Annotated in this window: 24 protein-coding genes; 10 read left to right on the forward strand and 14 right to left on the reverse strand. The window is 74.7% G+C overall.

The features are described 5' to 3' along the window. Positions 1-73 precede the first annotated feature (73 nt). Both APR03_RS03395 and APR03_RS03400 read right to left on the reverse strand, forming a co-directional pair. Positions 74-853 carry a CPBP family intramembrane glutamic endopeptidase gene (locus APR03_RS03395; RefSeq protein WP_253832819.1) on the reverse strand — a complete coding sequence of 260 codons (780 nt, stop codon included), beginning with the start codon at positions 851-853 and terminating at the stop codon, positions 74-76. Between the two features lie 63 nt (positions 854-916). Next, positions 917-2,419 (reverse strand): S10 family peptidase, encoded by a 1,503-nt coding sequence (locus APR03_RS03400; RefSeq protein ID WP_253832821.1) that lies wholly within the window; start codon positions 2,417-2,419, stop codon positions 917-919. 197 nt (positions 2,420-2,616) lie between these two features. Here APR03_RS03400 and APR03_RS03405 point away from each other — a divergent pair, with 197 nt between their 5' ends. From APR03_RS03405 to APR03_RS03420, 4 genes are read left to right on the forward strand one after another with little or no spacing between them, the layout of a single operon-like run. After that, entirely contained in the window at positions 2,617-3,318 is a 702-nt protein-coding gene (locus APR03_RS03405; protein WP_253832823.1) for a hypothetical protein, read from the forward strand. After that, positions 3,311-3,610, forward strand: coding sequence for a transcriptional regulator (locus APR03_RS03410; protein WP_253832825.1), 300 nt, complete (start codon positions 3,311-3,313; stop codon positions 3,608-3,610). Before APR03_RS03405 ends, APR03_RS03410 begins: the two co-directional genes overlap by 8 nt. Beyond that, positions 3,610-4,455, forward strand: coding sequence for an ABC transporter ATP-binding protein (locus tag APR03_RS03415; protein WP_253832827.1), 846 nt, complete (start codon positions 3,610-3,612; stop codon positions 4,453-4,455). The genes APR03_RS03410 and APR03_RS03415 overlap by 1 nt, the downstream gene beginning before the upstream one ends. Continuing rightward, the gene (locus APR03_RS03420; RefSeq protein WP_253832829.1) at positions 4,452-5,273 is read left to right on the forward strand and encodes an ABC transporter permease; all 822 of its coding nucleotides are present in this window, start codon (positions 4,452-4,454) and stop codon (positions 5,271-5,273) included. Before APR03_RS03415 ends, APR03_RS03420 begins: the two co-directional genes overlap by 4 nt. A gap of 12 nt (positions 5,274-5,285) precedes the next feature. On the opposite strand, the gene APR03_RS03425 is transcribed toward APR03_RS03420, so the two are convergent. From APR03_RS03425 to APR03_RS03435, 3 genes are read right to left on the reverse strand one after another with little or no spacing between them, the layout of a single operon-like run. Continuing rightward, entirely contained in the window at positions 5,286-5,795 is a 510-nt protein-coding gene (locus APR03_RS03425; RefSeq protein ID WP_253832831.1) for a hypothetical protein, read from the reverse strand. Between the two features lie 14 nt (positions 5,796-5,809). Continuing rightward, a complete protein-coding gene (locus APR03_RS03430) occupies positions 5,810-6,118 on the reverse strand; it encodes a heavy-metal-associated domain-containing protein (RefSeq protein WP_253832833.1) in 309 nt (102 codons plus the stop codon). A 50-nt stretch (positions 6,119-6,168) separates the two neighbouring features. After that, the gene (locus tag APR03_RS03435; RefSeq protein ID WP_253832835.1) at positions 6,169-6,543 is read right to left on the reverse strand and encodes a metal-sensitive transcriptional regulator; all 375 of its coding nucleotides are present in this window, start codon (positions 6,541-6,543) and stop codon (positions 6,169-6,171) included. An 81-nt stretch (positions 6,544-6,624) separates the two neighbouring features. On the opposite strand from APR03_RS03435, the gene APR03_RS03440 reads away from it, so the two are divergent. Further along, positions 6,625-7,359 carry a response regulator transcription factor gene (locus tag APR03_RS03440; protein WP_253832837.1) on the forward strand — a complete coding sequence of 245 codons (735 nt, stop codon included), beginning with the start codon at positions 6,625-6,627 and terminating at the stop codon, positions 7,357-7,359. Here the strand turns inward: APR03_RS03440 and APR03_RS03445 are convergent. The 7 genes from APR03_RS03445 to hemE all read right to left on the reverse strand — a co-directional run bounded on the left by APR03_RS03445 (position 7,313) and on the right by hemE (position 15,186). After that, on the reverse strand, positions 7,313-7,771 hold the full coding sequence (locus APR03_RS03445) for a hypothetical protein (RefSeq protein WP_253832839.1): 459 nt from the start codon (positions 7,769-7,771) through the stop codon (positions 7,313-7,315). The genes APR03_RS03440 and APR03_RS03445 overlap by 47 nt on opposite strands. 119 nt (positions 7,772-7,890) lie before the next feature. Then, positions 7,891-9,234 carry a glutamate-1-semialdehyde 2,1-aminomutase gene (hemL, locus tag APR03_RS03450; RefSeq protein WP_253833440.1) on the reverse strand — a complete coding sequence of 448 codons (1,344 nt, stop codon included), beginning with the start codon at positions 9,232-9,234 and terminating at the stop codon, positions 7,891-7,893. A gap of 35 nt (positions 9,235-9,269) precedes the next feature. After that, positions 9,270-10,217 carry a porphobilinogen synthase gene (gene hemB / locus APR03_RS03455; RefSeq protein ID WP_253833442.1) on the reverse strand — a complete coding sequence of 316 codons (948 nt, stop codon included), beginning with the start codon at positions 10,215-10,217 and terminating at the stop codon, positions 9,270-9,272. Positions 10,218-10,296: 79 nt separating this feature from the next. After that, positions 10,297-11,391 carry a uroporphyrinogen-III synthase gene (locus tag APR03_RS03460; RefSeq protein WP_308216431.1) on the reverse strand — a complete coding sequence of 365 codons (1,095 nt, stop codon included), beginning with the start codon at positions 11,389-11,391 and terminating at the stop codon, positions 10,297-10,299. Next, positions 11,388-12,431: a hydroxymethylbilane synthase gene (gene hemC, locus APR03_RS03465; protein ID WP_253832843.1), complete on the reverse strand. Its 1,044-nt coding sequence runs from the start codon at positions 12,429-12,431 to the stop codon at positions 11,388-11,390. Before hemC ends, APR03_RS03460 begins: the two co-directional genes overlap by 4 nt. 62 nt (positions 12,432-12,493) lie before the next feature. After that, the gene (locus APR03_RS03470) at positions 12,494-14,098 is read right to left on the reverse strand and encodes a protoporphyrinogen/coproporphyrinogen oxidase (RefSeq protein ID WP_253832845.1); all 1,605 of its coding nucleotides are present in this window, start codon (positions 14,096-14,098) and stop codon (positions 12,494-12,496) included. After that, positions 14,095-15,186, reverse strand: a complete 1,092-nt coding sequence (gene hemE / locus APR03_RS03475) for a uroporphyrinogen decarboxylase (protein ID WP_372494751.1) — start codon at positions 15,184-15,186, stop codon at positions 14,095-14,097. Before hemE ends, APR03_RS03470 begins: the two co-directional genes overlap by 4 nt. A gap of 43 nt (positions 15,187-15,229) precedes the next feature. Between hemE and APR03_RS03480 the strand changes: the two genes are divergently transcribed. The 3 genes from APR03_RS03480 to APR03_RS03490 all read left to right on the forward strand — a co-directional run bounded on the left by APR03_RS03480 (position 15,230) and on the right by APR03_RS03490 (position 19,385). After that, on the forward strand, positions 15,230-16,723 hold the full coding sequence (locus APR03_RS03480) for a glutamyl-tRNA reductase (RefSeq protein WP_253832849.1): 1,494 nt from the start codon (positions 15,230-15,232) through the stop codon (positions 16,721-16,723). Positions 16,724-16,868: 145 nt separating this feature from the next. After that, positions 16,869-18,278 carry a hypothetical protein gene (locus APR03_RS03485; protein ID WP_253832851.1) on the forward strand — a complete coding sequence of 470 codons (1,410 nt, stop codon included), beginning with the start codon at positions 16,869-16,871 and terminating at the stop codon, positions 18,276-18,278. A gap of 249 nt (positions 18,279-18,527) precedes the next feature. After that, a complete protein-coding gene (locus APR03_RS03490; RefSeq protein WP_253832853.1) occupies positions 18,528-19,385 on the forward strand; it encodes a hypothetical protein in 858 nt (285 codons plus the stop codon). A gap of 7 nt (positions 19,386-19,392) precedes the next feature. Here the strand turns inward: APR03_RS03490 and APR03_RS03495 are convergent, their stop codons facing one another. Both APR03_RS03495 and APR03_RS03500 read right to left on the reverse strand, forming a co-directional pair. Next, positions 19,393-20,127, reverse strand: a complete 735-nt coding sequence (locus APR03_RS03495) for a CoA transferase (protein WP_253832855.1) — start codon at positions 20,125-20,127, stop codon at positions 19,393-19,395. Then, on the reverse strand, positions 20,076-20,681 hold the full coding sequence (locus APR03_RS03500; protein WP_253832858.1) for a hypothetical protein: 606 nt from the start codon (positions 20,679-20,681) through the stop codon (positions 20,076-20,078). Before APR03_RS03500 ends, APR03_RS03495 begins: the two co-directional genes overlap by 52 nt. Before the next feature lie 101 nt (positions 20,682-20,782). Here APR03_RS03500 and APR03_RS03505 point away from each other — a divergent pair, with 101 nt between their 5' ends. Together APR03_RS03505 and APR03_RS03510 are read left to right on the forward strand one after the other, a co-directional pair. After that, entirely contained in the window at positions 20,783-21,607 is an 825-nt protein-coding gene (locus APR03_RS03505) for a DUF5926 family protein (RefSeq protein WP_253832860.1), read from the forward strand. Between the two features lie 195 nt (positions 21,608-21,802). Beyond that, positions 21,803-22,600: a glycosyltransferase family 2 protein gene (locus APR03_RS03510; RefSeq protein ID WP_142032120.1), complete on the forward strand. Its 798-nt coding sequence runs from the start codon at positions 21,803-21,805 to the stop codon at positions 22,598-22,600. The last annotated feature ends 56 nt before the right edge of the window (positions 22,601-22,656 follow it).

Here is a 22,656-nt window from a genome sequence, read left to right on the forward strand (position 1 = left end):
GAAAGGGGAGTGACACCCGCGATACCCCGGACCGGGTCCGCAACGGCTCAGGTCACGACCAGGACCTGGAAGCTCACCGGATACCGAGCGCCTCGCGCCACTCGGCGGGCACGAGGGCGTACCCGACGAACGCCACGACGTCGAGCAGCGTGTGCGCGACGACGAGCGGTGCCACGCGCCCTCGCCCGCCCGCCGCGAACCGGGGCGACGTGTAGAACCACGAGAAGACGACGCCCATCACGACGTTCCCCAGGAACGGCCCGAACCCCTGGTACAGGTGGTAGGAACCGCGCAGGAGCGAGCTCGCCACGACGAACCTGACCCGGTTCCAGCCCAGCTCGCGCGTGCGCTCGAAGAGGTAGCCGACGGCGATCACCTCCTCGAGCAGACCGTTCTGGAACGCGCTGAGCAGGAGCACCGGCACGGTCCACCAGTGCGTGTCCAGGGCGCTGGCCTGCACCTCCACCGTGATGCCCAGCGCCCGGCCCAGGGCGTAGAACGCCAGGCCGGGCAGGCCGATGGCCGCGGCGAGGGCCACGCCCCACCCGAGGTCGCGGCCCGGCCGGCTCCGGTCCAGGCCGAGCAGGCGGACGGCGCTGCGGCCGTGGTCGCTCAGCAGGTACAGCGCCAGCGCCACCGGCACGAGCGCGAACCCGATGGAGAGGAGCTGGTAGACCAGGTCGAGGTACGGGCGTTCGGAACGGCTCGCGTTGAGCGTGGCGGTCTGCTCGGCCAGGGGCGTCCCCGCGGTGAGCCGGGCCGCGATGTTGACGAGCGCGTACACCGCGGACTGGCCCAGGCTGAGCCCGAGCACGATCCACACCTCGGCGGCGACACGGCGGTTGGAGGGCACGGCCCCGTTATAGCAGCCGAGGCTGGGGCCCGGCCGGGGAGGCCGGCCGGGCAGCGCGGGCGCTCAGCGGTTCGAGGCCCGCCGCACGAAGTCCGCCAGGTCCGCCGCCTGCGCGACGCGGGACTCCGGGTGGATGTACATCATGTGCCCTGCCGGGTACACGCGGGTCTCGATGCGCTCGCGGTACGCCGCCGGGATGTCCATCTGGTCGAGGCTGTACTCGATGGCCTCGACCGGCACGCCGCCGTCGTACCGCCCCATGGCGACGTGCACCTGGAGGTGCGGGTTCAGGAGCATCGCGGTGGCCAGCTTGTCCGCGACGTCGACCGCCTTGCCCTCGAACTCCTTGAACGACCACGGGTGCACGTGGCGGGACAGCACCTCGTAGACCGCGTCGTGCTCGTAGCCGAGCTCCCCGCGCAGGTAGTGGTGCAGCGCGGCCGTGTACGGGCCGGAGATGGCGGTGATGAACGGGTCGTACGGCATCTGCTCGTGGATGTAGTGGTCCGCCGGGCCGGTGAACCGCGTGTCGAGCCGCCCGGTGACCAGGCGCCGGGAGCGCAGCAGCTCCGCGTAGACGCGCGTGTGCTCCAGGCGCAGGTTGGCGCGGTCCACGTAGTCCTCGCTCAGGCCGGTCAGGGCGGCGATCTTGGTGACGGCGGCGGCGCGCTCGTCGTCCGGCACGCGGGCGCCGCGCGCCAGCACCGAGGCATAGGTCTCGGCCCAGTCGCGGGCCTCGGCCACGACGTCGTCGAGCTCTCGGTCGCCGTGCAGCCCGTGGTAGTGCGCCGTCGCCGCGTAGAGCGGCAGGAACAGCGGGTGCGGCAGGTTGGAGCGCTCGGCGTCGAACAACGCCTCCAGGTTGAAGGCGGGCGCGATGAGCATGACGCCGTTGAGGAACATGCCGAAGCGCTGCTGGAGGTACTCGGCCAGGGCGGCGCTGCGCGTGCCGCCGTAGGACTCGCCGATGAGGAACTTGGGGCTCATCCACCGGTCGTGGCGGCTCGTCCACAGGCGGATGATCTCGCCCACCGACTCCAGGTCGCCCGTGAACCCGTGGAACGGCGTCGCCTGCTCGCCCTCGCTGGCGCGCGAGAAGCCGGTGGAGACGGGGTCGATGAACACCAGGTCGGAGACGCGCAGCAGGGTCTCGTGGTTGTCGACCAGACCGTAGGGCGGCGGGGTCAGGTGGCCCACGTCGCCCGAGTCGACCCGGCGCGGGCCGAGCACCCCGAGGTGCAGCCACACCGACGACGACCCCGGGCCACCGTTGAATGCGAACGTCACGGGGCGCTCGGTCACGTCGGCACCGTCGAGCGTGTAGTAGGTGAGCGAGACCTCGGCCTTGGGCCTGCGGCCGTCGTACTTCTCGTCCTTCACGACCTCCTGGCGCAGCACGACCCGGCCCGTCGTGGCGGTGTAGGCCAGGTCGCCGTCGGCGGTGTGCAGGGTGTGGTGGCTGGTGACGAGGTCGTCGGCCGGCTCCCGCCGCGCCTTCTTCTCGCTGTCGGACGCCGCCGGGGTCGCCTCGGGCTGGTCGGTACTGGTGCTCTTCGCATCGGTCACGCGAGGAACCTACCGCGAGCCCGGGTGCGGCCCGCCTGATCCCCTTCGAGACCGAGGTTGCTTCGCTTTGAGGCCCCGCAAACGCGAGCAACCTCGGTCTCAAAGGGGATCAGGCCGGATGGAGGGTTGCGAAACCGCCGCGGCGTGCGGCAGACTGGTTTGCGGTACAAACCAGTTTGGGCGACGAGGTGGAGATCATGGTGAGCGATCCGACGGCAGGAACCCCGGCGGGGGCCGGGCAGGACGGCGACGGTGGCGCGCTCGACGCCGCCGAGACCCTGCGCCTGATCCGCGAGCAGCAGGAGCGTGCCCGCGACGCCACCGGACCCGACGGGCGGCTGCTGTTCGGCGCCTGGGGCCTCGCCTGGCTGATCGGCTACCTCGCGATGTGGACCACGGCGCGCACGGCAGGCCTGCCCGCGGCCTGGGCCGGCTGGGTGTTCGCCGGGTGCATCGTCGGCGCGATGGTGTTCACCATCGTGCACAGCGTCACCCGCACCGCGGGCGTGCGCGGCGTGAGCGCCCGGATCGGCGCCATGTACGGGTGGACCTGGTTCCTCGCGTTCCTGGGCCTCGGCGTGCTGCTCGGGGCGATGGGCCGGGCCGGCGCGGAGCCCGAGATCATGGCCATCGCGGCCAACGGCTTCGCGGCCCTGATCACCGGCCTCCTGTACATCGCGGGCGGCATGCTGTTCGAGGAGTACCGCATGTCGGCCGTCGGCGGCTGGATGCTCGTCACCGCGGTGGTCGCCGCCTTCGCGGGCATGCCCCACACCTATCTCGTCATGGCGCTCGCGGGCGGGGGCGGGTTCCTCGCGATGGCCGTCGTCGAGCACGTGCTGCGCCGGCGCCGCCGCTCGACCTCTGCCCGGACGGAGGGCGGTGTGCGGAGTGCCTGAGGACCTCGACCCGGTCATCCACGCCCCCGCCCGCCTGCGCGTCGTGGCCTCGCTCGCGGCGCTGGGACGCGGCGACGAGCTGGCCTTCCCCAAGCTGCGCGCACTGCTGGACATGACCGCCGGGAACCTGTCGACCCACCTGCGCAAGCTGGAGGACGCCGGGTACGTGCAGGTCACCAAGACGCACGAGGGCAGGATGCCTGCCACGTACCTCGCCCTCACCGACAAGGGCCGCACCGCGTTCGCGGACTACCAGGCGGCACTGATGGACCTTCTGAAGGGAGCACAGTGATGAGCGCGGTAGAGGTCAGCGGGGTGACCAGACGCTTCGGCACCGTCGTCGCCCTCGACGACGTCTCGCTGGAGGTGGGGCACGGCGAGCTCGTCGGCCTGCTCGGCCCCAACGGGGCCGGCAAGTCCACGCTGCTGTCGCTGGTCAGCGGCCAGCGACGGCCCGACGCCGGAGAGGTGCGCCTCGACGGTCGCGACCCCCGGGACCCCCGGGCCCGCACGACGCTGGGCCTGACCCCGCAGGAGACGGGCCTGCCCGCGACCCTGCGGGTGCGCGAGGTCGTGGACTTCGTCGGCGGGCACTACCCCGACCCGGTGCCGACCGGCGAGCTGCTGGACCAGTTCGGCCTCGACGACCTCGGCAAGCGGCAGACCGGGTCGCTGTCCGGCGGTCAGAAGCGGCGGCTCGCCGTCGCGCTCTCCCTCGTGGGCAGGCCGCGCGTCGTGCTGCTCGACGAGCCGACCACCGGCCTCGACGTCAGCGGCCGCGCCGCCCTGTGGGACGCGATCCGCGCCTACCACGCGAGCGGCGGCACGGTGCTGCTCACCTCGCACTACCTGGAGGAGGTCCAGGCGCTGGCGGAGCGCGTCGTGGTGATCGACCACGGCACGGTGCTCGCCGACGACTCCCTCGCGGCGATCCTGCGCCGGGTGGGCGTGCGGCGCGTGCAGCTCACCGACGGCGACGGCGTGCGCCAGGAGCACCTCGTGGCCGACTCGGACGCGTTCGTCCGCGACCTGGTCACCTCCGGCACGCGGTTCAGCGACCTGGAGATCCGGGGTGCGTCCCTCGAGGAGGCCTTCGGTCAGCTGGTCGCCCACGGGAACGAAGGAGCACTCCGATGAGCCCTGTCACGACGAGCCCGGCCACGGCCGCGGCGTCCGCCCACGCCGAGCCGGAGCGGCGGACCCGCCCGTTCTGGGTGCTGGCCTGGCTGCACCTGCGCTACCAGTTCCTGGAGACGGTGCGGATCCCGGTCGCGGTGCTCGGGAACCTGCTGTTCCCCTCGCTGTCCATGTTCTTCTTCGTGGTGCCGCAGCGGACCGTGGCGGACGACCCGCTGTTCGCGACCGTCGCGGTGGCCGGCCTGGGCCTGTTCGCCGTGTGCTCGGCGAGCCTGTTCACCTACGGCCTCGGCGTGGCGGAGGACCGGCAGCTGCCGTTCTACCCGTTCCTGCGCTCGCTGCCCACCGGGCCCGGCCCGCAGATGGTGGCGCGCGTGCTGAACGGCGGCATCTTCTCGCTGTTCGGGCTCCTGCCGCTGATCGTCATCGGCTGGCTGTTCACGGCGGCCACGGTCACGCCGGGGCAGCTGCTGGCCGGCATCGGGACCATCCTGGCCGTGTCCGTGCCGTTCGTGCTGCTGGGCATGGCGATCGGGCACGCGCTGTCGGCCAAGGCCGCGCTGCCGGTGGTGCAGGTCATCCTGTTCCCGCTGGCCTTCGCGGGTGGGCTGTTCCTGCCGCCGCAGATGTTCCCCGGCTGGCTCGACGCGATCTCGCAGGCCACGCCCACCCGCGCCGGCCGTGATCTGCTGGTGCAGGCCACCACCGGCGCCGAGGGCTACGCTCTCGCACTCCCGGTCCTCGTCGGCTGGACGGTGCTGTTCGCCGTGCTGGCGGTGCTCGCCTACCGGCGGGACGAGGGGCGGCGGTTCCGTTAGGGCCGGCGCCCGTCAGCTGGTGCCCGACGGCGCCGTGCGCAGCGTGATCACGCCGCGCACGGCGCCGTGCCATGCCACGGCGACGGCGTCCGCCGCACCCTGCTCGTCGAGCGGCCCGTCCAGCGGCCCGACGGCGGCAGCCACCTCGGGCGGCACGGTCACGCCCTGCCCGGCGAGCCAGGCGGGCGGGCCGAGCAGCACCCGGCGGGTGTTGAGCAGGCCGCCCGGCGCCAGACCGGCGTGCGCGCGGCGGACGAGCCCCTCGGCACCGCCGTCCGCGTGCGCCACGAATCCGCCGACCTCGAGCTCCGGCCGGGCGTCGCCGTCGTCCGCCGCCTCGTTCGCTGCCCGGTCCGCCGCCGCGATCGCGCGCCACACCGGGCCGTCGCCGAGGGCGGCGACGGCACCGGCATACCGCAGGATCTCGGCCCGCTGCTCCGGCGCCCCGTCCTCCGGGCCCGCACCCGCACCGACCACCTGCACGGCCGAGACCCGCGGGTCCGGCCCGGTGGCGCCGGTCATGCCGGTCACCGCGATCAGGACGGGATGATCGGGAGCGTGCGCTTCGCCTGCTTGCCCGGCGCCTGCGCGGCCGACTCGGCGGCCACGGCGTTCTCGAGCACGTCGACCCCCGACACCGCGTAGCCGGCCTCGTCGACGGCGTCGCGCAGCGGCTGCTCCGCGAGCGGCGCGTCCGAGATCACGCGCACCTGCGACGTCTCGCCGGCGTGCAGCTCGACGGTGACGTCCTGGACGTCCGGCACGTTCCGCAGCTCGCCGGTCACGGCGGACACGCAGTGCCCGCAGGTCATGCCGGTCACGGCGAGCGTGGTCACGGTGGTCATGTCGTGTGGTCCCCTCGGGTCGAGAAAGTTCGGTTCGAGAAAGTCGGCGGTCACATGCGCACGAGGCGGGCGATCGCCTCGGAAGCTTCCTTGACCTTGGCGGCGCCCTCGTCGTCGGACGCCTTGGCCGCGTCCACGACGCAGTGCGCCAGATGATCCTCCACCAGGGCGAGGCTCACCGCCTGCAGGGCCTTGGTCACGGCGCTGACCTGGGTGAGCACGTCGATGCAGTACTCGTCCTCGTCGATCATGCGCGCGATGCCCCGCACCTGGCCCTCGATCCGGCGCATCCGCTTGAGGTACCCCGGCTTGTCGGACGCGTAGCCGTGCGGCCCGTCGTGCGGGCCGTGCCCGTGGTGGTCGTGGTGGTCGTGCTGTCCGGCGGCGGCCTCGGTCGCCTCGGTGGTCTCCGTCGCCTCGGTCATCCCCCAATGACATACCCCTCGGGGGTAGTGCGTCAAGTGCGCCGAACGGCGTGGTGGCCAGGCGGTTGCTACGTTCGGCAGATGGACCAGTCCGGGGGGCGGGGTGTCGCCGTCGTGGTCGAGGACGACGACCTCATCCGTGAGGTCATCGAGGTGATCCTCCAGCAGGCCGGCTTCGTCGTGCACCCCGCGGCCACCGGGGCGCAGGGTGTGGCGCTGGTCAAGGCGCACCGGCCCGTCGTGACCACCGTGGACGTGTCCCTGCCCGACATCGACGGCTTCGAGGTCGTGCGCCGGCTCCGGACCTTCTCCGACACGGTGGTCGTGATGCTCACGGCACGGGTCGACGAGGTCGACACGCTCATGGGCCTCGAGTCAGGTGCCGACGAGTACGTCACCAAGCCGTTCCGGGCGCGTGAGCTGCGCGCCCGGATCGACGCGCTCCTGCGCCGGACCGGTCACCTCGCTCCGGTGCCGGTCGTGGAGGAGCACGCCCCCGGCGTGGACGGCGGAGGGCTCGAGATCGACACCGCCCGGGGCACGGTGCGCCTGGGCAGCGAGCCGGTCCACCTCACGCGCACGGAGTTCGCCCTGCTCGCGGCCCTGCACGACGCGCGGGGCCGGCCGGTGCCGAAGGGCGACCTGGCCGCCCTGCTCCGGCCCGAGGACCACGGCTACGGCGGGGTCACCGAGGCGGACCGCCGCACGGTCGAGGTGCACGTGGCCAACGTCCGGCGCAAGCTGGGCGACAGCCCGACCCACCCGCGCTTCATCCATACGGTCCGGGGTCTGGGGTACCGGTTCGAGAGAGCCTGACCAGGGCGCTCTCGGTGTCGTGCGCCAGCCACATGAGCCGCTCCAGCGCGTCGACCTGAGGCACGGCGCGCGTCTGCACCACGTCGTGCGCGACGGCCCAGGCCGCCTTGGCCAGGGCGACCGCTCCCACCGTGGCGCTGCTGACGGCCAGGTCGAGTGCCGTCTCGCAGACGGCGTGCTCGCGGACCTCCAGCGCGGCGACGGTGAGGAGCTCGATGCGTCGCTTGAGGCTCGTGCGGTACCGCTCGGCGCAGCGGCGCGCGGCCGGCTGGCCGAGGTCGCGGGCGAGGTCGAGGAGCACGCCCTCGTCGAGGACGTCCGGCGCGGGGCCGGTCCCGAGGTCGTCCGCGCGGTGCGAGCCCGCAGTCAGCGAGCCGACGCCCCACTCGGGGTGTCGTCGTGTCTCCGCCATGGCATGCCTCCGTCGAGTGGACCTGCCTCCAGCGTGGCGGGTGAAACTCAACGCTCAGCCGAAGAACCTCAAGGGCTGCCCGGGATCGCCCTTGAGGTTCTTGAGGTTCTTGAGGTTCGTCAACGCGTGGCGGCGGCGGCAGCCTCGGCGGCGCGCGGCAGGGCGTCCAGGATGCGGGCCAGAGCGGCGTCGTCATGGGCCGCGGAGAGGAACCAGGCCTCGAAGACCGACGGCGGCAGGTTGACGCCCGCCTCCAGCATCGCGTGGAAGAACGGCGTGTACCGGAAGGTCTCCGCGGCCTGGGCCTGCGCGTAGTCGCGCACCCCCGACGCCGCGGCCAGCGGCCCGAAGAACACCGAGAACAGCGAGCCCGCCCGCTGCACGCGGTGCTCGACGCCCGCGGCGGTCAGCGCCTCGCCGACGGCGTCCGACACCGTGCGCGAGACCTCGTCCACGCGGGCGTACACGGCGTCGTCGGCCAGGCGGAGGGTCGCGAGGCCGGAGGCGACCGCGACGGGGTTCCCGGAGAGCGTGCCCGCCTGGTAGACGGGACCCAGCGGGGCCAGGTGGTCCATGATCGCGGCGGGGCCACCGAGCGCCGCCACGGGCATGCCGCCGCCGACGACCTTGCCGAACGTGAACAGGTCGGGCGTGTAGCCCTCGCCCCCGGCGGTCCGGATCGCGGCGTTCTCCACGCCCCACCAGCCGGCCGGGCCCACGCGGAAGCCCGTCAGCACCTCGTCCATGACGAACAGCGCGCCGTGCGCCGCCGTGATCCGCCGCAGCCCTTCGTTGAAGCCCTCGGCGGGCGGTACGACGCCCATGTTGGCGGGCGACGCCTCCGTGATGACGGCGGCGATCTCCGAGCCGCGCTGCGCGAACGCCGCCTCGACGGCCGCGAGGTCGTTGTACGGCAGCACCAGCGTCTCGGCGGCGGTCGCCTCGGTCACCCCTGCCGAACCGGGCAGCGCGAGCGTCGCGACGCCCGACCCGGCCTCCGCCAGCAGCGCGTCCATGTGCCCGTGGTAGCACCCGGCGAACTTGACCACGAGCGGCCGGCCCGTGACACCACGGGCCAGACGGATCGCCGTCATGGTCGCCTCCGTGCCGGTCGAGACCAGGCGGACCCGCTCCGCGGCGGGCACCCGGCGGCGCACCTCCTCCGCCAGCTCGACCTCGCCGACCGTCGGGGCGCCGAACGACAGCCCGCGCGCGGCGGCGTCCTGCACGGCCGCCACGACATCGGGGTGCGCGTGCCCCAGGAGCGCCGGGCCCCACGACCCGACCAGGTCCACGTACTCGCGCCCCGCGACGTCGGTGACGTACGGGCCGCGGGCCGACGCGAGGAACCGCGGGTCGCCGCCCACGCTCCCGTAGGCCCGCACCGGCGAGTTCACGCCGCCCGGGATGGCGCCCTGCGCCCGCAGGAACGCCGCGTGGTTGGCCTCGGGCGCCCGGCGCAGCCCCTGCGCCTCGACGGTCTCCTGGCTCTGCTCGCTCACTTGATCCACCCCGCGATCTCCAGCGCCCAGTAGGTCAGGATGACATCGGCACCGGCGCGCTTGATGCTCGTCACCGACTCCAGCACCGCGCGGTCGCGGTCGATCCAGCCGTTCGCGCCGGCCGCCTCGATCATCGCGTACTCGCCCGACACCTGGTACGCCGCCACGGGCACGTCGCTGCGGTCCGCGACCGCGCGCAGCACGTCCAGGTAGGAGCCGGCCGGCTTCACCATCACCAGGTCGGCGCCCTCGGCGAGGTCCAGGTCCGCCTCGCGCAGGCCTTCGCGGCCGTTCGCGGGGTCCATCTGGTAGGTCTTCCGGTCACCCCTGAGCTCGGAGTCCACGGCCTCGCGGAACGGGCCGTAGTAGGCGCTCGCATACTTGGCGCTGTAGGCCAGGATGCTCGTGTCGGCGAAGCCTGCGTCGTCCAGGGCGTCGCGGATCATCGCGACCTGGCCGTCCATCATCCCCGACGGCGAGATGACGTCCGCGCCCGCCTTGGCCTGCGCCACCGCCATGGATGCGTACCGGATCAGCGTCGCGTCGTTGTCCACAGCCCCTGTGGACGTCAGGACACCGCAGTGGCCGTGGTCCGTGAACTCGTCGAGGCACGTGTCCGCCATGAGCACCGGCGTGGCCTCGCCCGGGGCCAGGCCCTCGTCGAGCGCGGTGCGCGACGCCCGCAGCGCCCGCTGCAGGATGCCGTCCGGGGCGTCGGCCTGCGACCCGTTCGCGTCCTTCTCGGCGGGGATGCCGAACAGCATCACGCCACCCAGGCCGGCGTCTCGCGCGGCCCGGACCGCCTCGACCAGCGACTCCTCGGTGTGCTGCACCTGCCCGGGCATGCTCGCCAGCGGCACCGGCTCGGTCAGGCCCTCCTTGACGAAGAGCGGCAGTACGAGGTCGGCGGGGTGCAGGCGGGTCTCGGCGACGAGGCGGCGCATACCCGGCGTGGCGCGCAGACGGCGCGGCCGGTACACGATCCCGGAGGTGCTCACGGTGTCCTTCTCTCTCGGTGTGGTGTCAGGCTCTGACGATGGCTTCGGTCACGGCGTCGGCGAGGGCCTCGTCCGTAGGGCTCGCCGCGACGCCGAGCACCGTGTGCCCGACGTCGCCCGCTGCGCGGGCCGACGGCTCCCCGATCGCGACCACCCGCTGCGGGCCCACCTCGGCGGCGAGCCGGCGCGCGGCCGATCCGGAGGCGACCACGACGACGTCGTACCGGCGCCGCCGCACCGCCGCGGGCAGCTCGCGCGCGACCGTCCGGTAGGCCGTCACGACGTCGACGGCCCAGCCCTTGGCGACGAGGCCCGCGCGGACGGTGTCGGCCGCGAGATCCCCGAGGGGCAGCAGCACGCGCGGGCGCCCGGCGTCCTCCGGCGCGGGGCTGCCGGACCGCCGCTGTCCGGTCGGGCCGGCGTCGGGCCGGCGCGGTGCGGCGGGAAACGCGTCGGCGAGACCGGCCCCGGTCGCGGTGCCGGGCACCAGCTCGGCGGAGATGCCGTGCGCGGCGAGCGCCTGCTCGGTCGCGGGCCCGACGGCGGCCCACCGCACGGACCGTGCGCCGACCGCGCTGTGCGCTCCGGTCGTGTCGCGTGCCGTTTCGCGTGCGCCGGCCACTTCGTGGGCGCTGGACGTGTTCGGCGTGTCGATGGTCCCGGGCGTGTCGCCGCGGGGAGAGTCGCCTGCGCGCGCGTGTGTTGCGCTGAGTAGACGCTGTCTACTCTGAGCAACCCGTCCGCGCGAGACTGTCTCTTCCAGTGGCCCTCCCGCAGCCGGGGCGGCGGGGCGCGCGGAGGCACCGAGCAGGGCGTCCACGGCGTTCACGCTGGTGACCGCCACCCACGCGTACGCGCCGGCAGCGAGGCGCTCGCGGGCCGCGTCGAGCACTGCCTGGTCCTCGACGGGCGCGCGCTCGATGACGGGCGCCGCGACCACGTCCAGCCCGCGCTCGCGCAGCAGCGCCAGCAGACCGGCGGCTCGCTCGGGCGAGCGCGCGACCAGGACGGCGGGCGCCCCGGCGGCGGCGTCGGTCGGCGACGCAACGTCCGGCCGGCCGGCGTCCGGTCGCGCGGGATCCTCTGGGGCGGCGCCCGGCGGGGGGACCGGCTCGGTCACGCCTTCTCCGGGACCGTCGCGCTCAGCGGGGCGAGCCGCTCGGCGCCGTCGGCCAGCAGGTGCTCGGCGACCGACACGCCCAGCGTGCGGGCGGCGGCGTCGATGACGTCGGGGGCGACGTCCGGCGAGAGCCGGGTCTCCGCGGTGCGCGCCATCTGCTCCGAACCATCGACGGCGGCGACGACGGCGCGCAGTCGCAGCGTCGAGCCGGACACCGTGGCGTGCGCGCCCACCGGGGCGGCGCACCCGGCTTCCAGGCGGGCCAGCACGGACCGCTCGGCGAGGACGGCGAGGCGGGTGGGCCGGTCGTCGAGCAGGTGGACGGCCTCGGCGAGGTCGGGTACGCGGGGACCGGCCTCGCCGGACGCGATGTCGGCGGTGCGCACCTCGACGGCGAGCGCACCCTGCCCGGGGGCCGGCGCGACGACGTCGACGTCGAGCACCTCGCTGATCACTTCGGTGCGCCCTAGGCGGGACAGGCCGGCGTACGCGAGGACCACGGCGTCGAGGTCGGCCTCGGGGCCGAGCGCGCGGTCGAGGCGGGTGCCGACGTTGCCGCGGATGTCCACGACGTCGAGGTCGGGGCGGGCCGCGCGGATCTGCGCCGCACGGCGCGGCGACCCCGTACCGACACGTCCGCCGCGCGGCAGCGTCGCGAGCGTGAGGCCGTCACGGGCGCACAGCGCGTCGCGCGGGTCCTCGCGGTCGGGCGTCACGAAGGTGAGGCCCTCGGCGGGCGTGGTGGGCAAATCCTTGAGGGAGTGGACGGCGACGTCGCAGCGGCCGTCCAGCAGCGCCTCGCGCAGGGCCGTGACGAACACGCCGGTGCCGCCCAGGCTCGCGAGGCTCCCCGTCTTCACGTCGCCCTCGGTCCGGATGCGCACCAGCTCGACCGGCCGTCCGGTGAGCTCCTCCAGGCGCCGGGCCACGAGCCCGCTCTGCGTGGTGGCCAGGGCGCTCGCGCGCGTGCCGAGGCGGATCGGCGCGGCGTCGGCCCGGTCGCTTCCGGGGGTGCTGACGGAGAGGGGGGTCGGGGTCACCAACCCAGTCTCCACCCGAACCCCCACCGGGAGAAAACCGGGAGGCGCAGCCCGGACGGATCTCACAGGGTTGCTGGCGGCCTGTCAGAACGAGGCTCCCCCGGAGCGGTGGGTGGGGGCACCTCGAGGCGTTCGGCGGTGCGCTGCGCGTGCGCGACGACCGCAGCCAGGCCCGTGCCCGCGACCCAGCCGCCGGTGACGTCAAGGCCCGGTTCGGCCCGGACCGCCTCGGCGTACGCCGTCACGGCGGCACGGTAGGCCGGCGTGGGCGGGGGCAGAGCGCCGTCCCAACGCTGGTGCAGCACCTCGCGGACCCGGTCGGTCAGGTCCACTCCGAGCAGGGCCGAGGCATCACGTGCGGCCTCCTCGGCCGTGGGCTGCGCGGTCCGCTCGCCCATGCGGCCGTAGCTGAGCCGGACCACGTGCACCCCCGGCCCGGCAGCGGCACGCACCCGCCGGGCGAGCCAGGGCCACTTCGCCGTCGCGTGGGTCAGCGCCTTGGCGCGCACGGTGCCCGGCGTGGTGCCGGGCGCGACGAGCATCCCGGAGCCACGCGGCGCCGCGTCCAGCTCGGGCGCGTCGACCAGCAGGGTCACGAGCCGGATGTCGGCGCCGCGCTCGTCGCGGACCGGCGCCATGACCCCGCCGGCTGCGCCTAGTTCGGTCGGTTGCTTGGTGGCTGCGTCGAGGTCGGTCCCTTGTCTCGAGATCGGTACATCGTCGGACCGATCTCGAGACAGGGGACCGACCTCGCTGGCGGATCTGGGCAGGCGACCGATCTCGGCGTCCGGCGCCGCCGCCAGGACCACGCGCGGGGTGCGCAGCACCTGACCGTCGGCGGTGCGGACCAGCCAGTCGGCCCCCGGCGCCGGGGCGGCCACCCGGGCCAGGCTCGTGACCCGCGCGCCGAGGCGGACGTCCAGGCGGTCCACCAGGGTGTCGACCAGCGCGTGGATGCCGCCGTCGATCCCGCGCACGGCCGAGCCCGGCGGCGCGGCGGCGCGCAGGGAGGCCACGGCGCGGGACAGCGAACCCGTTCCGGCGTAGGCGGCGGAGAGCCCGGGGGCCACGGCGTCGACGTCGAGCCGGTCCAGCGGCGCCGAGTGCACACCGGAGGCGACGGGTGTCACCAGCCGGTCCGCGACCCGGGCGCCGAGCCGGGAGCGCACGAGCGTGCCCAGGTCCGTGGTGTCGACGAGCCGCGCGGGCAGCACCCGGTCCAGCGACGCGCGCAGCACCCCCGGCCAGCCGATCGCCCGGCGCACGTCGGCGGCCCACGGGCGCGACGGGATACCCAGCACCCCGGCGGCGGGCAGCGGGAACGCGCGCCCCGCGGCGTAGCCCCAGGCGGTGAGCGCGGCGGGCGCCTCGACGGTCAGCCCCAGCTCGGCGGCCAGCCGCTCGACGGCGCCGCCCCGCACCGCGAAGGACTCCGCGCCGAGGTCCAGCGGCACGTCCGGCACCGAGGCGAACGCCCCGCCGCGGACCGGGCCGCCGGCGCGGTCGCCGGCCTCCAGGACGACGACGCGCAGCCCCTGCCCCGCGAGGGTGTGCGCGGCGACCAGCCCCCCGATCCCGGCGCCGACCACGACGGCGTCGACCGCCCCCGCCCGCGCGTCCGCGGTCCCCGCCGGGGCGCGGTCCGCCGGACCGGGGGCCGGGGTCACAGCGAGTGCACCAGCTCGACCACCCGGGTCAGCACGGTCGGGTCCGTCTCGGGCGGCACCCCGTGGCCCAGGTTCACGACGTGGCCGGGCGCCTTGAGCCCGCGGGAGACGACGTCGCGCACGTGCGCCTCCAGCACGTCCCACGGCGCGCCGAGCAGCGCCGGGTCGATGTTGCCCTGCAGCGGCACGCCGGGCAGCAGCGCGGCGGCCTCGTCGAGCGGGGTCCGGTAGTCGATGCCCACCGCGTGGTCCGCCATCCCGGCCTGGACCAGCACGTCGCGCAGCGCGGGCAGCAGGTGGCCCGTCCCGGTGCCGAAGTGGATGGCCGGCACGCCGGCGTCCGCCACGAACGAGAGCGCCCGGGCCGACGACGGCGCGACCCGCGTGGTGTAGTCCGCGAGCGAGAGCGACCCCGCCCACGAGTCGAAGAGCTGCACCGCGCTGGCGCCCGCCTCGACCTGCGCCCGCAGGAACTCCCCGGTGAGGTCGGCGGTCCAGGCCACGAGCGCGTCCCACGTCGCGGGATCGGCGTGCATGAGCGTGCGCGCGGCCAGGTGGTCGCGCGAGGGCCGGCCCTCCACGAGGTACGCGGCCAGCGTGAACGGCGCGCCGCCGAACCCGAGCAGCGGCGTCGACCCGAGCTCGGCGACCGTCAGCGCCACGGCCTGGCGGATCGGCCCGAGCGCGTCGTCGTCCAGGGTGCGTGCGGTGAGGCGCGCGACGTCCTCCGGCGTCCGGTACGGCTGGTCCATCACCGGCCCGACCCCGGCCACGATGTCGACGCCCACGCCGGCCAGCTTGAGCGGCACCACGATGTCCGAGAAGAAGACGGCCGCGTCCACGCCGTGCCGGCGCACGGGCTGCAGCGTGATCTCGGCCGCGAGGTCCGGCCGCAGGCAGGCCTCCAGCATGGCCGTGCCCTGGCGCACCTCGCGGTACTCGGGCAGGGAGCGGCCGGCCTGGCGCATGAACCAGACGGGCGTCCGACCAGGGCGTTCACCCCGCAGGGCCTGCACCAGGGGTGCGGCAGAGGTCCGCCCGTCGGTGAGCGGGTGGGCGGGGGCGAGCGTGGTGGACTTCACGCTCATTGATTCTGCCCTGCCCGGCCCGGGTGCATAAAGTTGGAGCACTGTGGTTCTCCTCTCCCTCACCGCCAGCCACCGCGAGCTCGACCTCGACGCGCTGGAACGCCTGTCCACGGGTTCGTCGTCAGTGGGTCGCGTCGTCGTCGGTACGTGCGGCCCGGTCGCGGGCGCCGTCGTGATCTCCACCTGCAACCGCTTCGAGCTCTACCTCGACGTGGACGCGCCGCTCAGCGGCGACAGCGTGCGGCACGCGACGCGGCACGTCGCCGAGCTGGTGGCGCACTCCTCGGGCGTGACCGGCGAGGTCGCCGCGCGCAGCTTCACCGTCCGTACCGGCCCCGAGGTCACCGAGCACCTGTTCGCCGTCGCGTCCGGGCTCGACGCGATGGTCGTGGGTGAGCGTGAGATCGCGGGCCAGGTCAAGCGGGCGCTCGAGGAGGCCCGCGAGCAGGAGACCACGTCCAAGACGCTCGAGCTGCTCTTCCAGACGGCGTCGCGCACCTCCAAGCGCGTCGGCACGCAGACCGAGCTGGGCGCCGCCGGACGCTCCGTGGTCGCCCTCGGGCTCGACCTCGCCGAGCGCGAGCTGCCGCCCTGGGACGCCACGCGCGCCGTGCTCATCGGTACCGGCTCGTACGCCGGGGCGTCCGTCGCGGCCCTGCGGGCCCGCGGCTGCGCCGACATCCGCGTGTACTCGCAGTCGGGCCGCGCCGCGACGTTCGCGCAGTCGCACGACGTGCAGCCCGTCGACTCCCTCGTCGAGGCGCTCGCCGACGCCGACCTCGTGGTGAGCTGCAGCGGAGCCCGCGGGCGTGCGCTCGCCGTGCGGACGGACCAACAGGCCGCCGAGCCCCACGACGAGCGGCTCGCCGACCTCGTGGCCGGCAACTACGGCGGTCCCACGACCCTGCCGCACCTGACGTCGGACGGCGCGCCCGAGGCCAGCCTCGGCCACGTCCTGGACGCCGCCGCGCTGGTCCGCGCGCGCGAGCGGGCCGCCGACCGGGCGGGCGACGAGCCGGAGCCGCGCCCGCTGGTGATCCTCGACCTCGCCCTGCACCGTGACGTCGACCCGGGCGTCGCCGACGTCGAGGGCGTGCTGCTCTACGACCTCGCCACGCTGAAGGCGCACGCGCCTGCCGTGGCCCGCGACGTCGTCGCCCAGGCGCAGGACATCGTGGACGCCGCGGCGCACCGCTTCGAGGAGACCCGGCTGGGCCGGGAGGCCGACGCCGCCGTGGTCGCCCTGTTCGACGAGGCCGAGGTCCGGGTCCGGGCCGAGGTGGCCGACGTCGTCGCACGCCTCACCGCGGAGCTCGCCGCGCGCGGGGAGCCCGCGCCGCAGGACGCCGACGTCGACCTCGTGGCCCGGGACGTGCGCAAGCGCGTGCACGCCGAGCTGCACGACCGGATCGTCGCCGTCCGGGCCCGCGCCACGGCCGAGGCGCGCGCCGCGGAGGCCGCGCTCGTGCAGGACGCCGAGGCGCTGACGGCCGAGGCGTCCGCCCAGCGAGACGCCGGTTCCGCCGCTCGCCGATAACGCGACCCGCACCAACCCGGGGAACAAGCCGGGCGGACCGGTTTTCGCGGTCCAATCCGGGCATCGTTATGCAATCGTGATGAGGGTGATTTTATTCACCCGGAGGTGAGGGCTAAGTTCGGGGGCTCAAGGACCGAACGCGCATATGCGCAACGAGATGCTGGAGCAACTTTTGAAGCACGCAGCACCCAAGAAGAAGACCGCATCGGCGGGCGCGCGGACCATCGCGACCGTCGCCATCGCAACCGCGGCCACGAGCATGGCCGCCCCGGCCATGGCTGCAGAGGCCTCGCCGCTGGACTCCCTTGGTGACCTCGGCACGACGGCCGAGGGTCTCACGCAGGGCCTTCCCGCTCTCTCGTCGACCTCGATCGACCTCAACGAGCTGACGGCCGCCGTTCCCGTGGTGGACTCGGTGACCAAGGAGCTCCCCGCCTCCATCGCGCCGACCACGGCGCTGGCCCCCAACTACAAGCCCGCGCAGTTCGTCTCGGGTGCCGTCGGCGGCGTGACGGGCGGCTCGGTCGTGTCCGGCGTGACCGGCACCGCCCAGTCGGCTCTGCAGACCGTGCTCGGCGGCGGCGTCGTCGACACCGCCTCGGGCGTCGTGAACGGCGTGGCCGGCGGCGTGCTGCAGGGCGACGTCGTGAACGGCGTGGCCGGCGGTGTCGTCGGCACCGCGACGGGCGCCGTCTCCGGCGTCGTCGGCGGCGTGACCTCGGGTGACGTGGTCTCCGGTGCCACGGGCACCGTGGCCGGCGTGGCCGACACCGCCACGGATGCCGTGGACGGCGTGCCCGGCACCGTGGCCGACGTGATCCGCAACCTGCCGAACGTGCTGGGCGGCGTGACTGCTCCGGTCGCCGGCCTCACCGCCAACCTGCCGGGCGTGCTCGGCGGCGTGGGCGGCGTCGTGAACAGCGTCGTCTCGAACGTCCCGGGCATCGTCGCGAACGTGCCCGGCGTGGTCGCCAAGGTCACCACCCCGGCCGCCGGTGCGGTCGAGTCCGTGGTGGGCGACGTGGCCGTGGACGGCGTCGTGAAGCCGGCCGTGACCGAGGTCGTGCCGGGCGCCGTGGGCTCCGTGCAGGGCACCGTGGTGCCGGGCGTCACCTCGACCGTCGGCTCCGTGGCGGGCTCGGTCGTGCCGGGCACCGTCGGCACCGTGACCGGCAAGGTCGTCCCGGGCGTCGTGAACGACGTCGCGAAGCCCGTCGTCGGGGACGTCGTCCTCGGCAACGTGGTCGGCGGCGTGGTGAAGGACGGCGTCGTCGACGGCGTCGTGACGCCGGTCGTGAAGGACACCGTCGTGGACAAGGTGGCCAAGCCGCTGGTCCAGGACGTCGTGGTCGACGGCGTGGCCAAGCCCGTCGTGAAGGACGTCGTCGTGGACGGCGTCGCCAAGCCCGTCGTGGACACCGTGGGCAGCACCGTCAAGGGTGTCGCCGGCGGCGCCGTGGCGGACACCGTCGGTGGCGTCACCGACACCGTGGACGGCCTGACCGGCGGTGTCGTGGGCGGTCTGACGGGCGGCCTCCTGGGTGGCCTCTCCTGACCCGCTGAACCCAAGAGGACCCCAGCCTCTTCGGTCTTGACGTAGCAGGGTGGAGTGCTTCGGCACTCCACCCTGTTTACGTTTTTCTCCGGGTCGAGAAGGTTCCACCGATAATGCGCTTGTTATCGAATCGTTACCGTCTGATGTGCTTTTTCTGATGTGCCCCTTTTTCCCGGAACAGAGATCAGGTAGCGTCGTCGCGGCCCTGCCATTCCGGGCCGTTGTAGCCGACCAGCTGGAGCAGCTCTCATGAAGCACGCCGCCGTCAAGCCTTCGTCCGCCGCCAGGTCCACGGCCTCCCGCGTCGTGGCGACGATCGCGCTCGCCACCGCCGCGACAGCCGTCGCGACCCCGGCGATGGCGCACGACGGCGGCCACGACGGGTACGGCCACTCGGGCCACGACGGGCACGACGGCCGCTCCGGGTACGACGGCGGACGCCAGTCCCAGACGCCGCGCTCGTACGAGCCGGCCCGCTACACCGAGCCCAACTACGACGTGCCGCGGTACGGCTCCCAGGGCGACTGCGACCGCGGGGGCGACCAGGGCGGCACGGAGCGCACCGGACGGCACCAGACCACCCAGCACCGCACCGACCAGACCCAGGGCTGGGACCAGGGCTGGGACGAGCAGGACCGCGAGAAGGTGCGCGAGGTGATCCGCGAGTACGTCGAGGCCGCCGAGGAGACCGCGCCGACCCCCGAGCCGAAGCCCGAGGTCGTCAAGCCGGTCCAGCGCAAGCCCGCCACCACGCAGGCGGCCACGACGGGGACCACGGAGCAGACCGCGTCGACGACCGTCACGCAGGCGGCCGCCGTGACGCCCCTGGCCACGTCCGAACCGCTGGCCGTCCAGGCGCCCGGCCAGCAGTGGGAGGGCCCCACCTCGGCCGACACCGCCGGTGCGGAGCTCACCTCCTACGTGCCGGAGCGCTCGGAGGCCGCGGGCCAGGACACCGCCGCGCTCGCCGAGGCCACGCTGGACGCCCCGATCCGCCTCGCCCTGACGGGTGCCGAGGCCGCGACGCTCACGGCGGCCGCGGGCGCGCTGGTGGTCGGTGGCGCGGGGGCGCTCGTCATGGCGCGCCGCGGCCGCGCCCGCGCCTGACCCTCTCTCAGCGCCAGACCGGTACGTCCTCGCCCCAGGGCCGGGCCGGGTGCGGGTAGTCGTCGTACCCCGGTAGCGCGGGGCGCGCGGTCGTCACCCGGTCGTGCGTCACCGTCCGCGGGTCCGGCCCGCTGCCCGACGGCGCCGCGGCCGGCGGGTGCACCGGGTCCCGTCCCGGGAGGTCCAGGAGCCAGGTGGCGGTCCGGGCCAGCGACACCGACACGTCCCGTCCTCGGCCGTCCCCCGTGGCGCCCGGCCCTCCGTCCCGCAGCGTGAGCGCGTCGACGAGCCCCGCCGCGAGCAGGTAGCCCGACGCGTGGTCCAGCGCCTGCGCGGGCAGGGCCCCGGGCGCCCCGTCGTGGCCCTCCAGCAGGGCGATGCCGCACGCCGCCTGCACGATCGAGTCGAAGCCCCGCCGCCCGGCCCACGGTCCCGCGTCGCCCCAGGCCGACACCCGGCCGGTCACCACGCCGGACGGCGCCCGGAGCCCGAGCGCCTCGACGGCGCCCGGCCGGTAGCCCGTGACGAGCGCGTCGGCGGCGTCGAGCAGCTCCCGCGCGGTCCGGAGGCCCGGCGCCGTCCGCAGGTCCAGGACCGTGCTGCGCTTGCCCTGCCCGGTGTCGAGGTGCTGCCACGCGATCTCCGCGGGGTCCGGCGGGTCCACGCGCAGCACGTCCGCCCCGAGGAGCGCTAGCGTGCGTGTGGCGACCGGCCCGGCGACGACCCGGGTGAGGTCGAGCACGCGGACGCCTGCCAGGGGCCCGGCACCCTCGGACGGCCGCGGGGCCCGCGGGCTGCCGCCCGGCTCACGCTCCGCGACCCGGACGAGCGGTCCCGCCGCCGCGGCCCGGCCCGGTGCGGACTCCCGCCACTCCTGCTCGGTCCGCACGCGCGCCACGATCGCGCCCGCCGGGCCGCCCGCTCCTCCAGGTCGTCCGCCGGGAGGTCGGCGAGGCGCCGTGCGAAGGCGTCCCGGCCGACGTCGTCCGGCAGGCCGGCGAGGGCCGTCAGCCGGCGCCGGTGGTGGGGGTAGTTGGCGTGCGTGCGGACCCAGCCGTCGGCGGTCCGGAAGAACCCGGACAGCGGGGCGAACCCCGGTACGGGCCGGCCGTCGATCGCGAAGAGCCGGTCGGACCCGAAGGCGGCGGCGACGCGGGCCGGGTCGGGCTCGGCCGCGCCCTGGCCGGCGCCGCGCCCCCGGGCGCGGTCGAGGCGCGCGACGGCGCTCCCGACCGCCCGGACGGCGGCGCGCGACAGGTCGAGCACGGGCAGGTGAGCGGCGAGCCAGGCATCCACCGCCCCATCATCGCCCGGACCTCGCAGGCTGTTCACGGGTCTGCCCGGAAACATCACGGGCCCGTCGGTTCCGGGGCCGGGCTCGTGGATACACTCGCCGCATGGCCAAGAACCCCTCCTCCGACTTCGTGCTCCGGCCCTTCGAGGGTCTTCCCGGGGAGACCGACTGGGTGGCGATGCGCGAGATCGTCCCGTCGGCGACCGCGACGGCGCGGACGACCGCCGAGTACGGCGCCCGCGACGTCACGGTCGTGACGCTGCTGCCGGGCGCCTGGACGGCGCTGCACCGCGCCGACGGCACCGTCCTGCTGGCGGTGCAGGGCATCGTCGGCTCGGGCGACGTGAGCCGGGACCTGGCCGCCGCGCTGCTGGAGGCGCTCGAGCTGGAGCCGGGCACCGCCGTCGAGTCGGGCGCCCTGCCGGGCGAGGGGCCCCGCCTGCAGGACGTGCTCGACCTGACCGTGCCGTTCGAGGTCACGGTGCACGACTCGTTCGACTACTGGCTGGACCCGAGCGCGGACCTGACCCCCGAGCTGAAGCAGAACCTGGAGGACGCCGCCGACGGCGCGATCCCCACGGTCAAGGTGTCGTCGGTCGAGTCGGCGTACTGGTGCAGCATGTCGCGGGAGTTCCTGCGCTGGGCACGTCCCGAGCCGGAGGACGACGTCATCGATGCCATCTCCCGCCTGCACGCAAAGCGTGAGTCAGGGCTCGCGGGTGGAAGGTTCGTGGGAGCGTTTCGCGCGTCCGGGCTGGTGGTCCCGGTCTGGGAGCTGCCGAGGGGGACGCAGGCGGAGGACCTGGAGGCGCCGGTGGCCGAGCTGGGCGAGAAGCTCGCGAAAGCACTTTCCATCAAGGAGCCGCTTGATGCGAACGAGCGACGCGCAAGAGCAGGTATCGTCTCTCGCCAGGTCACCCTGCGCTAGGCCGGACGCCCCGGCCGGTCTGGTGCGAGCGACCCGGAACGCGTCGGCAGTCACCGCGGATCGCCACGAGCGGCCCAGGTTTCGGCAACTAGCGGACCAAGGGAGTAGGATTCCAGGGGTAAACCTTTGCACTCACCAAGCAAAGGACTCTCCGAACACCCACCACGGCAAATCGACGCTTCAGGCAGGACAGGTGTGAACGCTCTCCCGGTCGCGAAGACCACGCGTCCCGGCAATGCACAGGCAGGCAAGAACGTCCAACGGGTGGCGGCGATCATCCCGGCCAAGGACGAGGCCGAGCGCATTGCCGCTACCGTGCGCTCCGCGCGTGCGATCCCGCACGTCGACCTCGTGCTCGTGGTCGACGACGGCTCCGAGGACGACACGCAGCACGTCGCGCGTGCCGCGGGCGCCGTCGTCGTGCGGCACTCCCACAACCGCGGCAAGGCCGCCGCGATGGAGACCGGCGCCGCCGTCGTGGCGATGCGCGACGCCGACGGGCGCCCGCCGCGCCTCCTCATGTTCATCGACGGCGACCTCGGCGACACGGCCGTCAACACGGCGCCGCTGGTCCGCCCCGTCCGGGAGGGGGTGGCCGATCTCGCGATCGCGCTGCTGCCCAAGCAGGCGGGGGCGGGCGGCCGCGGGGTCGTCGTGGGCGCGTCCCGCCGCGCGATCGAGGCGATGACGGGCTGGAGCCCGTCGCAGCCGCTGTCCGGCATGCGCTGCCTGACCCGCGAGGCGTTCGAGGCGGCCACGCCGCTCGCCCGCGGCTGGGGCGTCGAGACGGGCATGACCATCGACCTGCTGCGCAAGGGGTACGTGGCGGTCGAGGTGCCGTGCGACCTCAAGCACCGGGCCTCGGCCAACGACCTCAAGGGCCAGATCCACCGGGCCGCCCAGTACCGCGACGTGCTGCTCGCCGTGAACGCGCGCAAGATGCGCGGCGCGGTGGACGCGGTGCGCCACGCGGGCTCGAACGTCCGCAGCTGACGACGGTGCGCCCGGCCGGACGGCAGGCGCCCGGCCGTCGCACCCCCTGCCGCCAC

The sequence above is a fragment of the Promicromonospora thailandica genome, assembly GCF_024171955.1.
In the GTDB taxonomy this organism is placed as follows: Bacteria; Actinomycetota; Actinomycetes; order Actinomycetales; family Cellulomonadaceae; genus Promicromonospora; species Promicromonospora thailandica.

Coding starts and splice junctions, on each gene's coding strand:
- APR03_RS03405 (WP_253832823.1), top strand. CDS start 2,617: ATGGTGAGCGATCCGACGGCAGGAACCCCGGCGGGGGCCGGGCAGGAC.
- APR03_RS03415 (WP_253832827.1), top strand. CDS start 3,610: ATGAGCGCGGTAGAGGTCAGCGGGGTGACCAGACGCTTCGGCACCGTC.
- APR03_RS03420 (WP_253832829.1), top strand. CDS start 4,452: ATGAGCCCTGTCACGACGAGCCCGGCCACGGCCGCGGCGTCCGCCCAC.
- APR03_RS03425 (WP_253832831.1), bottom strand. CDS start 5,795: ATGACCGGCGCCACCGGGCCGGACCCGCGGGTCTCGGCCGTGCAGGTG.
- APR03_RS03430 (WP_253832833.1), bottom strand. CDS start 6,118: ATGACCACCGTGACCACGCTCGCCGTGACCGGCATGACCTGCGGGCAC.
- APR03_RS03435 (WP_253832835.1), bottom strand. CDS start 6,543: ATGACCGAGGCGACGGAGACCACCGAGGCGACCGAGGCCGCCGCCGGA.
- APR03_RS03440 (WP_253832837.1), top strand. CDS start 6,625: ATGGACCAGTCCGGGGGGCGGGGTGTCGCCGTCGTGGTCGAGGACGAC.
- APR03_RS03445 (WP_253832839.1), bottom strand. CDS start 7,771: ATGGCGGAGACACGACGACACCCCGAGTGGGGCGTCGGCTCGCTGACT.
- hemB (WP_253833442.1), bottom strand. CDS start 10,217: ATGCGCCGCCTCGTCGCCGAGACCCGCCTGCACCCCGCCGACCTCGTA.
- hemE (WP_372494751.1), bottom strand. CDS start 15,186: ATGAGCGTGAAGTCCACCACGCTCGCCCCCGCCCACCCGCTCACCGAC.
- APR03_RS03485 (WP_253832851.1), top strand. CDS start 16,869: ATGCGCAACGAGATGCTGGAGCAACTTTTGAAGCACGCAGCACCCAAG.
- APR03_RS03490 (WP_253832853.1), top strand. CDS start 18,528: ATGAAGCACGCCGCCGTCAAGCCTTCGTCCGCCGCCAGGTCCACGGCC.
- APR03_RS03505 (WP_253832860.1), top strand. CDS start 20,783: ATGGCCAAGAACCCCTCCTCCGACTTCGTGCTCCGGCCCTTCGAGGGT.